The following is a 14,848-nucleotide window of genomic DNA, read 5'->3' as shown; positions in this document are numbered from 1 at the left end:
CTTTCATTATAATGACTACATTCATATTCATACACGCATCCTATTGTATATTCGTTAGTTTTGCGAAATAATAAAGGATAGAAGTATGTACCAATATACATATAAACTTAATTACCGTTTTAATATGAATAGGAGGAAAACATAATGACATTACAAGAACAGATTATGAAAGCATTACATGTTCAGCCTGTAATTGATCCGAAAGCAGAAATCCGTAAACGTGTAGATTTCTTAAAAGATTATGTAAAAAAAACAGGTGCAAAAGGATTTGTACTTGGCATTAGTGGCGGACAAGACTCTACATTAGCTGGACGTTTAGCACAGCTTGCAGTGGAGGAAATTCGTAATGAAGGTGGTAACGCAACGTTTATCGCCGTGCGCCTTCCTTATAAAGTACAAAAAGACGAAGATGATGCGCAATTAGCATTACAATTTATTCAAGCTGATCAATCTGTTGCATTTGATATCGCGTCAACAGTTGATACTTTCTCAAATCAATACGAAAACGTATTAGGTGAATCATTAACAGATTTCAATAAAGGTAACGTGAAAGCACGTATCCGTATGGTTACGCAGTACGCAATTGGTGGGCAACAAGGGCTACTTGTAATTGGAACTGATCACGCGGCAGAAGCTGTTACAGGATTCTTTACAAAATTCGGAGATGGTGGTGCAGACCTATTACCATTAACAGGATTAACAAAACGCCAAGGACGCGCTCTATTACAAGAATTAGGTGCAGACGAGCGACTATATTTAAAAATGCCAACAGCTGATTTATTAGATGAAAAACCAGGTCAAGCTGATGAAACAGAGTTAGGTATTACATATGATCAACTAGATGATTATTTAGAAGGTAAAGCAGTTCCAGCTGACGTAGCAGAAAAAATTGAAAAACGTTACGCAGTAAGCGAACATAAAAGACAAGTTCCAGCATCAATGTTTGATGATTGGTGGAAATAAAACATAAAAAAGAAGCTAATCTCATTAGCTTCTTTTTTATGTTAACGATACACCCCTACTCTTTTCTCTAGTAAGTCCTGTAAACAATCCTCATGTTGTTGATTAAACAATGGTGGCATTTTATTTAGCGGGAAAAACTTCAAATCTAACGTTTCATCACCGTCTATTTTTTTCTCTCCTCCGGTAATTGAAAATGAAAAGAATATTAAAATGGACTGGGCTTTGTCTCCATTTGGATACGCTTGAAAATATTTTGTATACCCCCCGATAAGCTCATTTATTTTTACATCATAGCCTGTTTCTTCTTTTATTTCTCGAATCGCAGTTTCTGCGGCAGATTCCCCGATTTCCATTGCACCGCCAGGAAATCCCCAAGCATTAAAGTCACCTCTTTTTTGCAGTAAAACTTCTCCATATTCATTCAACACACAACCACCCGCAAAGTTTATGAGAACACAATCGTGTCCTACTTTTTCACGTAATTCTTTTATATAATTAGCCATCATCTTCCCCTTTTCATACATCTTCTATCATTATTTCTTATCTTTTTCAAGCAATTCAATAATTCGCTCTAGCTTCTTATTCATATGAATTATATGTTGTTTTTTTGCAGCGCTGTTTTGCAATAACCTTCTAACAAACAAAGTAAATGATAAGAAAAACAAAACGATAAGTCCAATTATTAAATAAGTATATATATCAATTTAAAAATATTATTTTCGGACAAATCCATTCAGATTCCACATCCTTCCTTTTTATATTTTATCCCACAATTCTGTTTTTTGAAGTAATACATAATAAATAGAGCACCTTTTACAGATGCTCTTTTTCATTGATTAATAGGTAAATATAATTGTCGCTAATGAATAATCTGCCATCGCACTATAAGGTGCTACTTGATAAGATACACGCTTTGCACCTTTTGGCCAATTTATTTCATTTAACACTTTCTTTATATCTTGCATTGTTCCATCCATAGATTGCTTATATCGTACTTCTACCTTCTCTGGCTTAGAAGCGAATTGTTGCTGTAATTTTTGCTTAAATTCACTGTAATTGTCTGCCCCGTATTGTGCAGATAAGTATTTTAAGTTTGTTTCTTTTAACATTTGTTCATATGCAGCAGTCTTTGAGCTACCCGCTTTTATTTTGTTTGTTAATTCACCAAAGTAACTTGTAGTTGCTGCTGGATATTTACTACGATCCCATTCGTGATCTTTACTTAATTGCTCATCAGACATATTAAAATATGAATATGTTACGCGCCCAGCTTTATCCGGTACTGGATCATCGAATGTCGTATCAATATGATACCATTTGTTTTCAATGTTCACTATATTCCATGCGTGAGCTTGTCCATTTCCTGTACCTGTTACAATATGGTTTTGGATACCCGCTTCTTTTAGCAATTCATATGTTAATAACGTATATCCTTGGCAAACGGCAGAACGATTCGCTAATGCTTCATATGCTGTATACGCTTTATAAGACGTATCATAAGATACATGTTTTACAACGTAATCATGAATCGCTTTTACTTTCTCATGCTCATCCATTCCAGGTTTTACAATTGAACCGATAATTGCTTTTGCCTGAGATTTTACATATTGTGTTTGCTCTTTTGATTCACGGTATTTCACTTGCAGTGTAAACGTATAATTTCCTGGTAACCCTTTAATAGAATATTTAGTAGAGGCTACATTATATTTTACATACTCATCTGCATCTACAATTTTATTAAACTCGCCATACAATTGATCCATAACATTTCTAGCATTTCTATCTTTCGTTTTATATATGATTGTAATATTTTCTTCTCGATTATCAACCTGTTTTTTTAATTCTTTTCTAAAATCATTTAATAGCTTTGTATCTGATTGCGTTGTCGCTACAGTCGGATTCGTAGCTGCATAAGATACCGTTGACGCGTGTAAGCCTCCCATTACTATAGTTGAACAAAGCAGGGTAGCTGTCACATACTTACTTCTCTTTCCCATCTCGTCACTCCTTACATTCTATTACTATACGAAAAAAGTATCGTATAGTTTCAGAGTATACAATACTTTTTCGTATAGGTCATATGAGATTATGCATATTTAACATTGTAAAAAGGCTGTTCTTTTTACAAGAACAACCTTTTTCATTAACAAGTTTGTAATACACAACATGCATTTTCAAAACGTCGATTTTTCAAGTCTTCATTTCCAATGCAGAAATAAAGCATCCCTAAATCTCCCCACATCATATTACAATTTTTAGTATCTGAATCAACTTGGAATAAAAGCGTCATTTGCTGCGGGTCTATTCCCAAATATTCTCCTGTCCCATATAATACTTCATCTTGTACAGAGAATGGCTCACCAAACATTTGATGGTTATCGTAGTTGTCTGGAATTAGTTCTTCAAGCAATTGTAAGAATCGATCTGAATCAGCCTCATCTTCAATGAACAGCTCTGGCAATTTATATGTCAGTTCAAAAGTAGTTGCACACTGGCTATAATTCGTTTGGAATCCATCTGCTCTTTGTAATTGCTCTACAGGAACATCATAATAAAGTACACGTCCCGCTTCAGTTGGGTTCACATCTTCTTCAAAGTAATTTTCAATGCTAAAGAAATATAACATCCCCGTCTTAGGAAGATTATGATCCATACCAACATTTTGTAAATCATTTAAATTAAATTGAGCGATAAATTGTAATGGATTTCCTTTGTGCACTGGGTATTCAAATGAATCTGGCAAATCAGGAACACCGCCCATTTTCGAACTACCTATCGCTACTGTTTCCGCCTGCTTTGGCACAACTTTCACACAAGAAAATACAGTATGAATAAGTTCCTCTTTCAAATGTGTCAGCCCATATTTATCAATTAATACTTCAATTTTATTTTTCATAAATTCTCCTTACATTTACATACTTATTTGTATCATCGCACAAAGATTATACTCCATTCTTTGTAAAAACGACAAGCCTTCAAAAAACGGGCTCTTCCATCATACGCGAACAAGTTTAAAAAAGCATAGTATACATTGTTCCTACAAACACGATAGTTCATTATTTCTTCCAGTACATTTTCCCCTCGCTCATTTTTATTTTTAATTTAAGGAGGAATTCCACATGGGTTACGGATATAGTTGCGGCGGTTACGGTTACGGCGGTAGTTGTGGTGGATGTGGTTATGGAGGTTTCGCTTTATTAATCGTTTTATTTATCCTTCTAATCATCATCGGAGCTAGCTGTTGGGGCGGCTTTGTAGGCTGCTAGTAAATTTAAAAACTATTGTAAAAAAGCACGTACAATACGTGCTTTTTTGCCATTTCTAAATCTTTTATTCGAAAGGAAGTATGTTTAATGAAAATTGATGGTGTTTTTGAAGGAGGCGGTGTACGCGGAATTGCGCATGTAGGGGCAATTTGTGCGTTAGCTGAAAAAGGCTATGAATGGGAGCGTGTAGCTGGAACATCAGCTGGTTCCATTATCGCAGCGCTCCTAGCAGCAGGATATTCTTGTTCAGAGTTAAAAACAATTATAACTGATATTGATTATAATAAATTTACGAAAAAAACCTTTATTGACAGAATCCCGTTTATCGGCAAAGGATTAAGTGCATGGACTACTCTTGGTATTTACTCTAATGTTTTTATAGAAGAATGGATTGAAGAATTACTTCGAAAAAAAGGAGTTCACTTATTTACTGATTTACCTGATTTAAATAAACTTAAAATTATCGCTTCTGATATAAGTAATGGTAAAATGGTTGTCTTCCCCGATGATTTGCCAAACTACGGATTTTTAAATTATCGCTTCTCTATTGCTAAAGCTGTAAGAATGAGTAGTACAATCCCCTTCTTCTTTGAACCGGTAAAATGGAGAACCCCAAAATGGAAACAACCTTGTTATATGGTTGATGGAGGGATTTTAAGTAATTATCCTATTTGGATTTTCGACTCACCTACCTCTCCTCGCTGGCCAACTTTTGGGTTTCATTTCGTAAAAGATGAGATTCAAGCTGATCCTGCCCACTATAACGAGCCTATCTCCATGTTTAAAGGGCTATTTAAAACAATGATGCAAGCCCATGATTTACGTCATCTAGATAAGGAATCAAAAGCAAGAACAATTACAATTCCGACTGGGTCCATTACAAGTACAAACTTCGATTTAACAAAGGAAGAAAAAGAGTGGCTTTACAATTCTGGTTATAACGCCGCAAATAAGTTTTTACAATCTTGGAACTTCAGACAATATATTGATGCATATAGAAATGGAAATCAGGACCGAGCAACAAATCGGTATTTCCGTCAACTTGACTCATAATACTATTATTTTCATATGAGAACACGTAACACTTTCAAAAAAAATAAGCCTAGTAATATCATATATTACTAGGCTTATTTACTTCCTACATAATTATTATACGTTGTTTAAGGATACGTTAACCCTTCCGCTTCCTCCGCAGTAATAACAGTGTATCGATTTCCTGTTCGCAATCCTAACAATTCTGCTTTTTCAATTGCATCCTGCATCGTTTCTGCATAAGCAGCTAAATATTTTTCTCCATTAATAATTTGGCAAATTACATATTGTTTCATTACTTTCTCCTCTTACTTTTTCATTAATTGTGCAAGTTTTTTTATACCTATTTCAATTTCTTCTAACGTTGCGTATGAATAGGATAGACGCAAAAATTGGTTTGCACTTCTATCATACAAAGTACCTGGATTTAATAAAATCTTTTCTTTCAATGCTTTGTCAAATAAGCTACGGTTCGAAACGGGTACATTCATATGTAACCAAATGTAAAAACCACCTGACGGTTCATACCAAGTTGCTATATCACGACAATATTTCTCTAACATTTGTATCATAAAATCTCTGCGCTTTTTCAACTTAGTTCTTACAAACTGTAAATGTTCATCATACAATCCATCTGCAAACCATTCCGCTGCAATTTGTTGGGATATAGAACTTGAACCATAATCTGTTTGCATTTTTATGTCTGCCAATCTTTGAATGACTGGCTCAGATCCAACAATCCATCCAATTCTTAATCCTGGACTAATGACTTTAGACATACTCCCGATATGTAGTACAATTCCGTTTTTATCATATGCTTTTAAAGGCTTTGAAACAGGCTCATCAAACCATAAGTCTTGATACACCGCGTCCTCTATAATAGGCAATCCAATTTCGTTACATATTTCCATAACCTCTATTCGTTTCTTTTCGTTCATACTAAAGTTCGTCGGATTATGAAAAGACGGGATTGTATATAAAATAGATGCATTAAATTGCTTCTTATATTTCGTAATATATGATGTATGTAAACCATTCTCATCCATCGGTATACCAATTAAGCGCATTCCTGCTGATTGAAAAACATTAAGAGAATATAAATAAGATGGTTTTTCTAATAAAATAGATGCCCCTTTTGGAAGAAGCCCCATAGAAATAAGTTGCAAAGCTTGAATTGCTCCTGAAACAATTAATATAGAATCAGGAGTTACATATACACCATGTCCTTTTAAATAGTCCGCAATTTTCTTCCTTAAATAGAAATTCCCTTTCGGTTCTTCATACCCAAGTATCATGCTCGATTTTAAAAGCTTATTCATAATATCTTTCATCTTTTTTTCAGGTAAAAGACTTGGCGCGAGCTCACCTGTTCCTAAACGAATTACATGCGGATAAAATTCAGCTTGATTAATCTCTTGAATAGCAGGAAGGTTCGGATAATGAAGTCCTGTTTCTACGTAAGACTGCCAATTAGGCGGCGGGGCGTAAGCTAAGGTATTTACATTATTATTTACAACAATTGTTCCTTTCCTGCCATTCCCTTCAATGTATCCCTTTGCCACTAGCTCATCAAAAGCCATTACAATTGTACTCCGGTTCACACCAAATGTATGTGCCAAATCTCTTTGTGAAGGTAATTTCGTTCCCACAGTCCATTCTCCATTAACGATTCTTTCTTTTATATACGTTTCTATTTGTTTATACAGAGGTGTCGCTATAGATATATTCGGTTTCCAAACGAATCTTTCCATCATATCACCTTATATTCTTTTTGGTTGGTAACCTCCCCAACCATATGGATGGATACAAATTTTCATTTCTTCTATACAATATACACTATCATAATAAATTAAAATAGGAGGTAATATGATGAGTGAAGCAATTATTCATGGTATCATTCTTGCATTTGGCCTTATCATTCCATTAGGTGTCCAAAATGTTTTCGTCTTTAACCAAGGTGCGAGCCAACCAAACATTTGGAGAGCAGCTCCTGTAGTATTAACTGCCTCTATATGTGATACGTTACTCATATTAATTGCGGTGCAGGGTGTCTCCCTTGTACTCCTTACTTTTTCTTGGCTAACTAACACGTTATATATAATTGGATTTTTCTTTCTCCTATATATGGGCTTTGTTATTTGGAGAAGTAACCCTTCCAACGATATAAAACAAGAAAACAGTATGCCATTAAAAAAGCAAATCCTTTTCGCTGCATCGGTTTCGTTATTAAATCCACATGCAATTTTAGATACAATCGGTGTAATTGGAACAAATTCTATTCAATACATAGGAAGTGAGAAATGGGCTTTCACACTGGCAACTATTATCGTTTCTTGGATTTGGTTTATAAGCTTAGCTTTAGCGGGGAAATTTCTAAAAAGGATAGACTCAACTGGAAATACAATCGTATTATTAAATAAGTTTTCGGGTCTCATCATATGGGGTGTCGCACTTTATATGTTAACGCAAGTGATTTATTCTTAATGAACGAAAGAGAATTGCATGATCTATAAAACATCGTGCAATTCTCTTACAAATTATGAAGTAGGTTCCGGTTCCTGTTTTACGTTCTTTGCATCTTTTGCTGGTTTAATCCAAATGATCGCTATAACAGCACCAATACCAGCGAATATACTGGTTAAATAAAACACTTCATGGTCAGCACCTTTCATGAAAAAAGAGTATAGAGGTGGTCCAGCTGCTACACCGATAAATCGCATGGAACTATAAAATGACGTAACTGTCCCCCTTTGCTCCTTTTCAATCCCTTGTGTAATTAAAGCATCTAAACATGGGAGTGCCATACCAATTCCGATTCCCATAACAACGAGACAAAGAATTAGTAAATAGATTCCTTTTACAAATAAAGGAATAATGACTGAAGCAGAAGCCATTAAAAATCCAATATAAATACACTTCTTCATCACATTTTGATTATCTCCAATTTTTTTACCGGCCATATATGAACTAAGTGAGAGTACAAGTAACGGGATAGCGAGTACACACCCTTTCCATATACCATGAATGTCATACTTTGATTCCAGTATAGTCGACAAATAAAAGAGAATTCCGAATAAAATAAGCATAATAATTGCACCTAATACAAAAATGGCAATCAACCATCTTCCCTTTTCTCGAAACGTAGAGAGAATAGATTTTATAAACTCTTTAAGTGGTGGTACTTCTCCTTCTTGTTTCTTTGCCTTTACTAGAACAAGTAATAAAACAATTGATAATACACATAGAACTGGAATCGCCCAGAATGGTAAGAACCATACAATGGCAGCAAGAGCAGATCCTAAAATAGGGCTCAGCACTTTTCCAAATGTATTGGATGTTTCAATGATTCCTAAACCTGTACTAACTTGTTTTTCATCTTTGTATAAATCACCAACACACGGTATAACAACTGGCATTGCACCAGCAGCACCAATACCTTGAATCGCTCTACCAATCAATATCCAAGTGTAGGGATTATCAACTTTCCAAGATACCCAACCAGTTATCGCTCCTCCTATAGCCGCAATCAGCAAACTCGGAACCATTACCATCTTTCGTCCCCATCTATCTGATAAATAACCAGCAATCGGTATAAGTAAAATGGCTACAATAGAGTAAATTGTAATAATCATGGATACTTGAAATGATGAAATATGTAACTTCTTTTCGATAGTCGGTAGGATTGGAATGAGCATTGAATTCCCTAATGTCATAACAAGTGGAACTGATGCAAGCGCAATTAAACAACAGTTTTCTTTTTTTAACATGTTGGCTTCGGAATCCTTTCATCGTATATTTCTTACCATATAATAGCCCTGCTGGAACGTAATTTTTCATTCCACCAGGGCTATTACATCTTTACTACTTCCCATTCACAACAAAAGAAATTGGGGAAAATATAGTATTATTCCTATTCTTTGAATCCAGTTCGCAATATATCCATACCAATTAATTGAAAAAAAAAGAAAGGAAGAATCCTTCCTTTCTCCTATAACCTTCTACAATTAGCGAGTATATCCGCCACCAAGTTGTTGTTCTGCCATCGCTACTAGACGTTTTGTAATTTCACCGCCTACAGAACCGTTTGCACGTGAAGAAGTGTCAGCTCCAAGTTGTACACCAAACTCTTGTGCAATTTCATATTTCATTTGATCTAAAGCTGCTTGTGCTCCATGTGATGCTAATTGATTAGAATTACGATTTCTAGCCATTACCAATCACCTCCTTATTTATATATAAATTGTGTTAAATTTTAATTTAAATACATGGTAATTTTTGGTTATTTGTATTTTTTAAAAAAGAGTCTCTACAATGAGAGACTCTTACATCATTTTATATTAAGAAGTTACTACTTCTAAATTTCTATTTATTAATACTTTCATTTCTTCTTTTAATATATCTTTTGCATTATGTCCAAACCATTCGAGTGAAGCGAAATGGTCAGTATCTCTCACTTCTTGAATAATCTCATCATAATTTACGATACCTTCAAATAATGGAACCATACCAATTCGACTTCCCGCTGCTGCATATACATTATTAGGTTCAAACACATGTAAATAATCTGCTGACGATATATTCTTAAAATGGTAATGTTGTATCCACGGCTTTAGTCGATGGAAGCTGTCTATTGGATTTGCTCCCGACTCCCATATATGAAGAAAATCCAGGTTTATTTTCAAATTCGGATGATCTACTTCTCCTAATAATTCCAAAGTAGAAGGCAACGTATCCGTTAACGTATTTGGATGTGTTTCTAAAAGTACATACATATTATGCTGAGCAAATACTTCACAAATGATGCGAATACGATTCACATATTCTTTTCTCTCCTGCTCTGAGAAATCTCCGCTACCTTTTTGTCCAGCAAACGTACGAATTTTGTTCGTTTTAAACCAATCAGCTAGTATTGCAAGTTGTTCACATTTTTCTATCGTTTTTTCAAAATCTGCCGATAATGATATGTCTAAGTAATCACTTATCATTGTAATTTCCAAGTTTTTATTCTTTAAACAATTCAATTCTCGTTCTGTCGTTTCATACTCTTGCATATACAAATTTCGTGCATGAGTCCCCCACAATTCAATTCCTTCAAAACCGTTGTCATACGCAAATTGAACAATATCAGTAAATGAAATTAATTGATGACGAAAGGAAATAGTACATAATGAATATTTCATAGGTTCGAACCTCCTTATCTTAAATTCAGTTAGATTTTTTAAATGCTAAGACAGACTCGTTTATTTTCATTTCTTTCCATAATAAAAACTGTCTCTCTAATTCAACCTTTATTTGCAGTTCAATTGCATTCATTTCATCAAGCTTTTCAACAATTGCTAATAACATACCCTTATTATTCATCATTGCCATTTTAATTGCACGATACTGTACATTTGTAAATCCTTGTACAATATCTTCTACCCGATCACACCAATAATCAAACTCTTGCTCCGAATATTGCAACGTTTCACGGAAGTACGCAAAGGCATGTTCATAACTATATTTACGAATTGCAAGTACTGGTATTTGTTTGACTGCCGCTACAAGACTAGAAAGCGAATACCCTTCTTCTTCATTTGCCATTTTTATAATTAAATTTTTCAGCTCCATAGTCAATTCATTATCGTTTCTTTTGAAAGTTTCTATGAAATAACTCGCTACCATTTCTTCTGTTGGCTCCTGAATTTCTTCTATATCAATGAAATACCCTCCGCCAAATGGGTTATCTCGAACAGAGTGAAGTACTTTTTCTCTTTCCATATTCCCTTCCCAGCGAAAATCAGGATCTAGCATGAACCATTCTTCTTCTTTCTCTGTCTTCGATATCATTAAATAATGCGGAAACGGTTTTTGATGGAATTTATTTTCCCTCTCAGGTAATAGAGACATATCAACCATTACAATGACATAGCGATTTTCTGGCTTGTTTTCTACTAATTGTAAAAACGTTTCTACATTGCTATCCTTATCTTTTGCATGATCATACCATTCGTTCACTTTTACGCCATACAATTTTTCATACCATAATAAATAATTATCGTGGTTAATATTTTCGGAGTGATACGAAATAATACCACCTTCTGTTATATCAAAATCTCCGTCCCATAATCCAAAATAAAAGGGACGAAAATCTATATCGCTACGCCTTTTTATAATTTCACAAAAACAACTCACTAAACAGTGCACTTTAATTGAAGTCATATTCTCATCCACTTTCCTAAAGGCTAATAATTTACATTTACTTCTTATACCGGTTGTAGCTCCTCCATAAAATCAAGTAAAGATCCTACAGTAAGAAACGCTTTTGGGTCTACCTCATCCTCTGGAACGCATAGCTTTACATCCATTTCTATGTATACTATAAGCTGTAACATCATTACCGAATCTATATATAAATCTTGGTTCAAACGCATCGTTTCTTCTAAATGCGTTACATTTTTTAGTTCCATTTTTTCTATCATAATTTTCAACACTTCATTTTTTAATATTTCACGTCTCATGCTGTAACCTCTCCCATCTCTAGTAGCTTTCTACTTACTTTTCCAGTTTTATTTTTCGGAATCTCAGTTACACTTTCAATCTCATGTGGAACTTTATAAGATGGTAAATGCTGCATACACCATTCTCTTATTCGAACTGGATCAATATGAGAGATTACTTTCGCTTTAACAATTTCGCCCATCACGGGATGTTGCCCTCGATATACAATTGCCTCTTGAACACCTGCTAGTCGAAGCATCGTTTCTTCTACCTCTATCGGAAAGACTTTTAATCCTGAAACGTTAATCACATCATCCATGCGACCCATAAAATGAAGGCCATGCTCAGATTTATAGCCCAAATCTTTCGTAAAAATTTCCTTATCGTTCATTTTCACTACGATTTCTTCAGGCATATTTTCATCTGAACCTATGTTTATACTCGCATGAGGTAGTGGATTCCCTAAATCTAAATGGCTTTTCATATCATGACATATACTAATACAACCTGCTTCAGAACATCCGTATTGTTGCATCATATATGTTGTCGTTTCTTTTAGTTTATAAAACAATGCTTCTGGCAAAGGCGCTCCTGACGTCATAATTTTATGAAACTGAAACGTTCCTTGCGGGAAACTCCCCATAATATGTAACATAAGTGGTACTGCATATATGATATGTTTTTCTGTATGGCGAACGATATTTAATGCGAATTTAGGGTTTTTATTCGTAATGATGATAGGTTTGCTTCCCCTCGTAATTGCAGATAACGTACCACATATGAGTCCGTATGAATGTGAAACAGGAGCCATAACGATCGGCACTTCATCTACTTCACAGTTTAAAGCTTCATTATAAGCAGTAATTTCTGTATCCACTTCCGTCCATGCTCTACGAATCAGTTTTGGTTCACCCGTAGTTCCAGAACTATATTGCAATAAAGAGGGCTCTTCTAATAAAGCTTTCACTACTTCTAATTTCGTAAAATCGCTATATTCTTCATATAAAATTCCGATACAATTTGCACGCTTTGCCATTTCAATAGCCGTTTCTTTTGGCGTATCTTCATGTATAAGTAATACTGAGGCTTTCTTTTCTTTTAAGAAAAACACAAGCGTAATAATATCGAATGGATCTTTCAGACAAAGCGCAAATCTCTTTCCTTCTGCTTCTTGAAATTGTTCCATTTCCTCATAAACTTGTAATCTCAAATCAAAATCACTTTTGCTATACTCTTCTTTATTAACGATTAGCATAATTTCCCCCTGTAACAACTGATTTTTGTTTGTTAAGTTGTCTTGCTCTATACAATGGATTTGGAACTTCATGAACGAGCGATTCCACATCCATATATAATCGACGCTTCGTTAATTGCTCAGCATAAAATGTAGGAGTGTATAGCTGAATACTTTCAAATCTCTCTTTCAAGTGTGGATATTTTCTAAAATGATTTTCAATTGCTTCGACCACTATCATCCAAAAATTTTCTTCTTTCCAATCATATTCATCTGCAAATACGAAAGCTAATTCTCCTACATTAAATAAGAACAGTGCATCTAATACCATCTCTTGTAAACATTCAATACGATCCATTTCAAAGAAATCATTCATTTTTCCATTCGCATACGTTTTATGCATTTTAGTAAAGTCCGGACATTTAGCAACTTCTTTTAAGAATGGACGATAATACTCAAGTCCTTCATGGAAATCCTTTAATGCAATACGGACAGGTAGCCCTTCTTTATGAACTAAAACCATATTTTGTCCGTGTGATTCTAATGCCAGCCCATGCTCTACAACAAGATGTATAACTGGAATGATCGCTTTTTGAATCAGTAATCGTAGCCAGTTTTCTATCCCATATTTGTTTAACCACGTATCAATAACTGGTGTACCGTCTTTCTCTTTTGCATATAAGCCGTTAAAAGGAACCGCATCCTCTTGCTCATCTAAATATTTATGAACGCTTTCACGCCAAATGCATCCTAATGAACCATATGTGGCTTTCTTATTCGTATCATACGTTACACTCGAAAATTCTTTTAACAAAATGATGCGCGATTCATCCGTTAAATAAGAATCCCGACTTACGATATCACTTAACCAATTCGATATAGCTGGTGCACTCACAACTGAATATGGTTTCAGCGTACGGAGTGTTGAAGTGTTAAGTATGTTCAGCGATAACTTTACATATGGTCTCTTTGGATACGTAACATTTCTTAACGTCCTCATTGATTGTTGCGCGCAATAATCATCCTCTGATTTTCCTAAATAAATAATATTTTCATCCTGTATATGATCAGCATAATTCGGAATAATAAAGTTTTCCCACTGCCACGGATGCACTGGAATGAATACATACTGTTCCGGGTTACATCCTAAACTTCGAATATTTTTCATATATTCTTCTATTTTCTGTTCACCAATTTCTTCTTTTAAAGTATCACCGTATATCACTTCATTTTCATAACCTATAGCCGCATATTTCTTATGCGCTGCAATCCATATGAGTTTTATTGGCCTCATAAATTCATATCCATATTGAAAATTGTCACGATATTGAAATCCAATGCGTGCTTTATAGCTAGGATGATATGGATGACCGTCTATTAAATGGCTTTCAAAGTCATCGTACGATTTTTGAGTATATTCCACCTTATTATGTCTTTCATATTGTGCAATCGTATCTTTAAATATCGTTTGTTCTAATTCATGAATGAAAGAATCTAATTTCGTTTGTTCCACGTTAACAACTCGAAAAACTTCTTCCAAAAATTGCGAGACTGATTGTATTTCTTGTTTTTCCTCTTGAACTCTTACAATTAATGACTCTATAGAGATACGTCCAAATGTTATTCGTTCTCTTCCGTAGCATTTATACGTGACACTTTTGTTGTCTTCATCAAGTCCTTGTATAAGAAAAAGAATTTGTTCTTCGTTTTCAATGCGAACTGGCGTAATGATCCCCTCATAAATTAACGACTCTACTAATTGACGTAACACCCTTCTTCGCACTGAAATGTAATCTTCTGATTGGAGCGCCTTCAAAATTTTCATATGACACATATCCACCGTTATAACCCCTCCACCTTACGGGAAATACCA

The 14,848-nt window shown here is 34.7% G+C and carries 16 protein-coding genes and 1 pseudogene; 4 read left to right on the top strand and 13 right to left on the bottom strand.

Features of this window, described 5'->3' with window-relative positions; genetic code table 11:
• Window positions 1–144: 144 nt before the first annotated feature.
• Window positions 145–963, top strand: a complete 819-nt coding sequence (gene nadE / locus MR115_RS13385) for an ammonia-dependent NAD(+) synthetase (protein ID WP_242241623.1) — start codon at window positions 145–147, stop codon at window positions 961–963.
• Window positions 964–1,004: 41 nt separating this feature from the next.
• Here nadE and MR115_RS13380 read toward each other — a convergent pair whose 3' ends face one another.
• The 4 genes and pseudogenes from MR115_RS13380 to MR115_RS13365 all read right to left on the bottom strand — a co-directional run bounded on the left by MR115_RS13380 (window position 1,005) and on the right by MR115_RS13365 (window position 3,859).
• The gene (locus MR115_RS13380) at window positions 1,005–1,466 is read right to left on the bottom strand and encodes an NUDIX hydrolase (RefSeq protein WP_242241622.1); all 462 of its coding nucleotides are present in this window, start codon (window positions 1,464–1,466) and stop codon (window positions 1,005–1,007) included.
• 30 nt (window positions 1,467–1,496) lie between these two features.
• Window positions 1,497–1,696, bottom strand: a pseudogene (locus MR115_RS13375) (DUF4083 domain-containing protein).
• 103 nt (window positions 1,697–1,799) lie between these two features.
• Window positions 1,800–2,960 (bottom strand): transglutaminase domain-containing protein, encoded by a 1,161-nt coding sequence (locus MR115_RS13370; RefSeq protein ID WP_242241621.1) that lies wholly within the window; start codon window positions 2,958–2,960, stop codon window positions 1,800–1,802.
• Window positions 2,961–3,106: 146 nt separating this feature from the next.
• Entirely contained in the window at window positions 3,107–3,859 is a 753-nt protein-coding gene (locus MR115_RS13365; RefSeq protein WP_242241620.1) for a YwqG family protein, read from the bottom strand.
• 223 nt (window positions 3,860–4,082) lie between these two features.
• On the opposite strand from MR115_RS13365, the gene MR115_RS13360 reads away from it, so the two are divergent.
• Window positions 4,083–4,229 carry a YjcZ family sporulation protein gene (locus MR115_RS13360; RefSeq protein WP_000540425.1) on the top strand — a complete coding sequence of 49 codons (147 nt, stop codon included), beginning with the start codon at window positions 4,083–4,085 and terminating at the stop codon, window positions 4,227–4,229.
• An 87-nt stretch (window positions 4,230–4,316) separates the two neighbouring features.
• A complete protein-coding gene (locus MR115_RS13355; RefSeq protein ID WP_061676490.1) occupies window positions 4,317–5,282 on the top strand; it encodes a patatin-like phospholipase family protein in 966 nt (321 codons plus the stop codon).
• A 107-nt stretch (window positions 5,283–5,389) separates the two neighbouring features.
• On the opposite strand, the gene MR115_RS13350 is transcribed toward MR115_RS13355, so the two are convergent.
• Together MR115_RS13350 and MR115_RS13345 are read right to left on the bottom strand one after the other, a co-directional pair.
• Window positions 5,390–5,557 carry a DUF3933 family protein gene (locus tag MR115_RS13350; RefSeq protein ID WP_061676491.1) on the bottom strand — a complete coding sequence of 56 codons (168 nt, stop codon included), beginning with the start codon at window positions 5,555–5,557 and terminating at the stop codon, window positions 5,390–5,392.
• A 12-nt stretch (window positions 5,558–5,569) separates the two neighbouring features.
• Complete coding sequence (locus MR115_RS13345; protein WP_242241619.1) at window positions 5,570–7,012, bottom strand: aminotransferase-like domain-containing protein; 1,443 nt, start codon at window positions 7,010–7,012, stop codon at window positions 5,570–5,572.
• 118 nt (window positions 7,013–7,130) lie between these two features.
• Between MR115_RS13345 and MR115_RS13340 the strand changes: the two genes are divergently transcribed.
• Complete coding sequence (locus MR115_RS13340; RefSeq protein ID WP_242241618.1) at window positions 7,131–7,745, top strand: LysE/ArgO family amino acid transporter; 615 nt, start codon at window positions 7,131–7,133, stop codon at window positions 7,743–7,745.
• 53 nt (window positions 7,746–7,798) lie between these two features.
• On the opposite strand, the gene MR115_RS13335 is transcribed toward MR115_RS13340, so the two are convergent.
• The 7 genes from MR115_RS13335 to MR115_RS13305 form a co-directional block, all read right to left on the bottom strand.
• Window positions 7,799–9,028: a bacillibactin exporter BcbE gene (locus MR115_RS13335; protein WP_242241617.1), complete on the bottom strand. Its 1,230-nt coding sequence runs from the start codon at window positions 9,026–9,028 to the stop codon at window positions 7,799–7,801.
• Between the two features lie 237 nt (window positions 9,029–9,265).
• Entirely contained in the window at window positions 9,266–9,472 is a 207-nt protein-coding gene (locus MR115_RS13330) for an alpha/beta-type small acid-soluble spore protein (RefSeq protein ID WP_000113545.1), read from the bottom strand.
• Window positions 9,473–9,598: 126 nt separating this feature from the next.
• Window positions 9,599–10,441: a sugar phosphate isomerase/epimerase family protein gene (locus tag MR115_RS13325; RefSeq protein ID WP_242241616.1), complete on the bottom strand. Its 843-nt coding sequence runs from the start codon at window positions 10,439–10,441 to the stop codon at window positions 9,599–9,601.
• Between the two features lie 25 nt (window positions 10,442–10,466).
• Complete coding sequence (gene asbE / locus MR115_RS13320; RefSeq protein ID WP_242241615.1) at window positions 10,467–11,462, bottom strand: petrobactin biosynthesis protein AsbE; 996 nt, start codon at window positions 11,460–11,462, stop codon at window positions 10,467–10,469.
• Window positions 11,463–11,506: 44 nt separating this feature from the next.
• Window positions 11,507–11,761 (bottom strand): petrobactin biosynthesis protein AsbD, encoded by a 255-nt coding sequence (gene asbD, locus MR115_RS13315; RefSeq protein WP_061680434.1) that lies wholly within the window; start codon window positions 11,759–11,761, stop codon window positions 11,507–11,509.
• Window positions 11,758–12,996 (bottom strand): 3,4-dihydroxybenzoic acid-AMP ligase AsbC, encoded by a 1,239-nt coding sequence (gene asbC, locus MR115_RS13310; RefSeq protein WP_132131833.1) that lies wholly within the window; start codon window positions 12,994–12,996, stop codon window positions 11,758–11,760. The genes asbD and asbC overlap by 4 nt, the downstream gene beginning before the upstream one ends.
• The gene (locus MR115_RS13305) at window positions 12,983–14,821 is read right to left on the bottom strand and encodes an IucA/IucC family protein (RefSeq protein ID WP_242241758.1); all 1,839 of its coding nucleotides are present in this window, start codon (window positions 14,819–14,821) and stop codon (window positions 12,983–12,985) included. Before MR115_RS13305 ends, asbC begins: the two co-directional genes overlap by 14 nt.
• Between the last annotated feature and the right edge of the window lie 27 nt (window positions 14,822–14,848).

It is taken from the genome of Bacillus cereus group sp. BfR-BA-01309, from assembly GCF_022664315.1.
In the GTDB taxonomy this organism is placed as follows: domain Bacteria; phylum Bacillota; class Bacilli; order Bacillales; family Bacillaceae_G; genus Bacillus_A; species Bacillus_A mobilis.
The sequence above is the reverse complement of the archived record's forward strand: the minus strand, read 5'-3'. Positions and strand labels throughout refer to the sequence as shown.

Coding starts and splice junctions, on each gene's coding strand:
- MR115_RS13330 (WP_000113545.1), bottom strand. CDS start 9,472: ATGGCTAGAAATCGTAATTCTAATCAATTAGCATCACATGGAGCACAA.
- MR115_RS13380 (WP_242241622.1), bottom strand. CDS start 1,466: ATGGCTAATTATATAAAAGAATTACGTGAAAAAGTAGGACACGATTGT.
- MR115_RS13365 (WP_242241620.1), bottom strand. CDS start 3,859: ATGAAAAATAAAATTGAAGTATTAATTGATAAATATGGGCTGACACAT.
- MR115_RS13335 (WP_242241617.1), bottom strand. CDS start 9,028: ATGTTAAAAAAAGAAAACTGTTGTTTAATTGCGCTTGCATCAGTTCCA.
- asbE (WP_242241615.1), bottom strand. CDS start 11,462: ATGACTTCAATTAAAGTGCACTGTTTAGTGAGTTGTTTTTGTGAAATT.
- MR115_RS13355 (WP_061676490.1), top strand. CDS start 4,317: ATGAAAATTGATGGTGTTTTTGAAGGAGGCGGTGTACGCGGAATTGCG.
- MR115_RS13345 (WP_242241619.1), bottom strand. CDS start 7,012: ATGGAAAGATTCGTTTGGAAACCGAATATATCTATAGCGACACCTCTG.
- MR115_RS13340 (WP_242241618.1), top strand. CDS start 7,131: ATGAGTGAAGCAATTATTCATGGTATCATTCTTGCATTTGGCCTTATC.
- MR115_RS13325 (WP_242241616.1), bottom strand. CDS start 10,441: ATGAAATATTCATTATGTACTATTTCCTTTCGTCATCAATTAATTTCA.
- asbC (WP_132131833.1), bottom strand. CDS start 12,996: ATGCTAATCGTTAATAAAGAAGAGTATAGCAAAAGTGATTTTGATTTG.
- MR115_RS13360 (WP_000540425.1), top strand. CDS start 4,083: ATGGGTTACGGATATAGTTGCGGCGGTTACGGTTACGGCGGTAGTTGT.
- MR115_RS13350 (WP_061676491.1), bottom strand. CDS start 5,557: ATGAAACAATATGTAATTTGCCAAATTATTAATGGAGAAAAATATTTA.
- nadE (WP_242241623.1), top strand. CDS start 145: ATGACATTACAAGAACAGATTATGAAAGCATTACATGTTCAGCCTGTA.
- MR115_RS13370 (WP_242241621.1), bottom strand. CDS start 2,960: ATGGGAAAGAGAAGTAAGTATGTGACAGCTACCCTGCTTTGTTCAACT.
- asbD (WP_061680434.1), bottom strand. CDS start 11,761: ATGAGACGTGAAATATTAAAAAATGAAGTGTTGAAAATTATGATAGAA.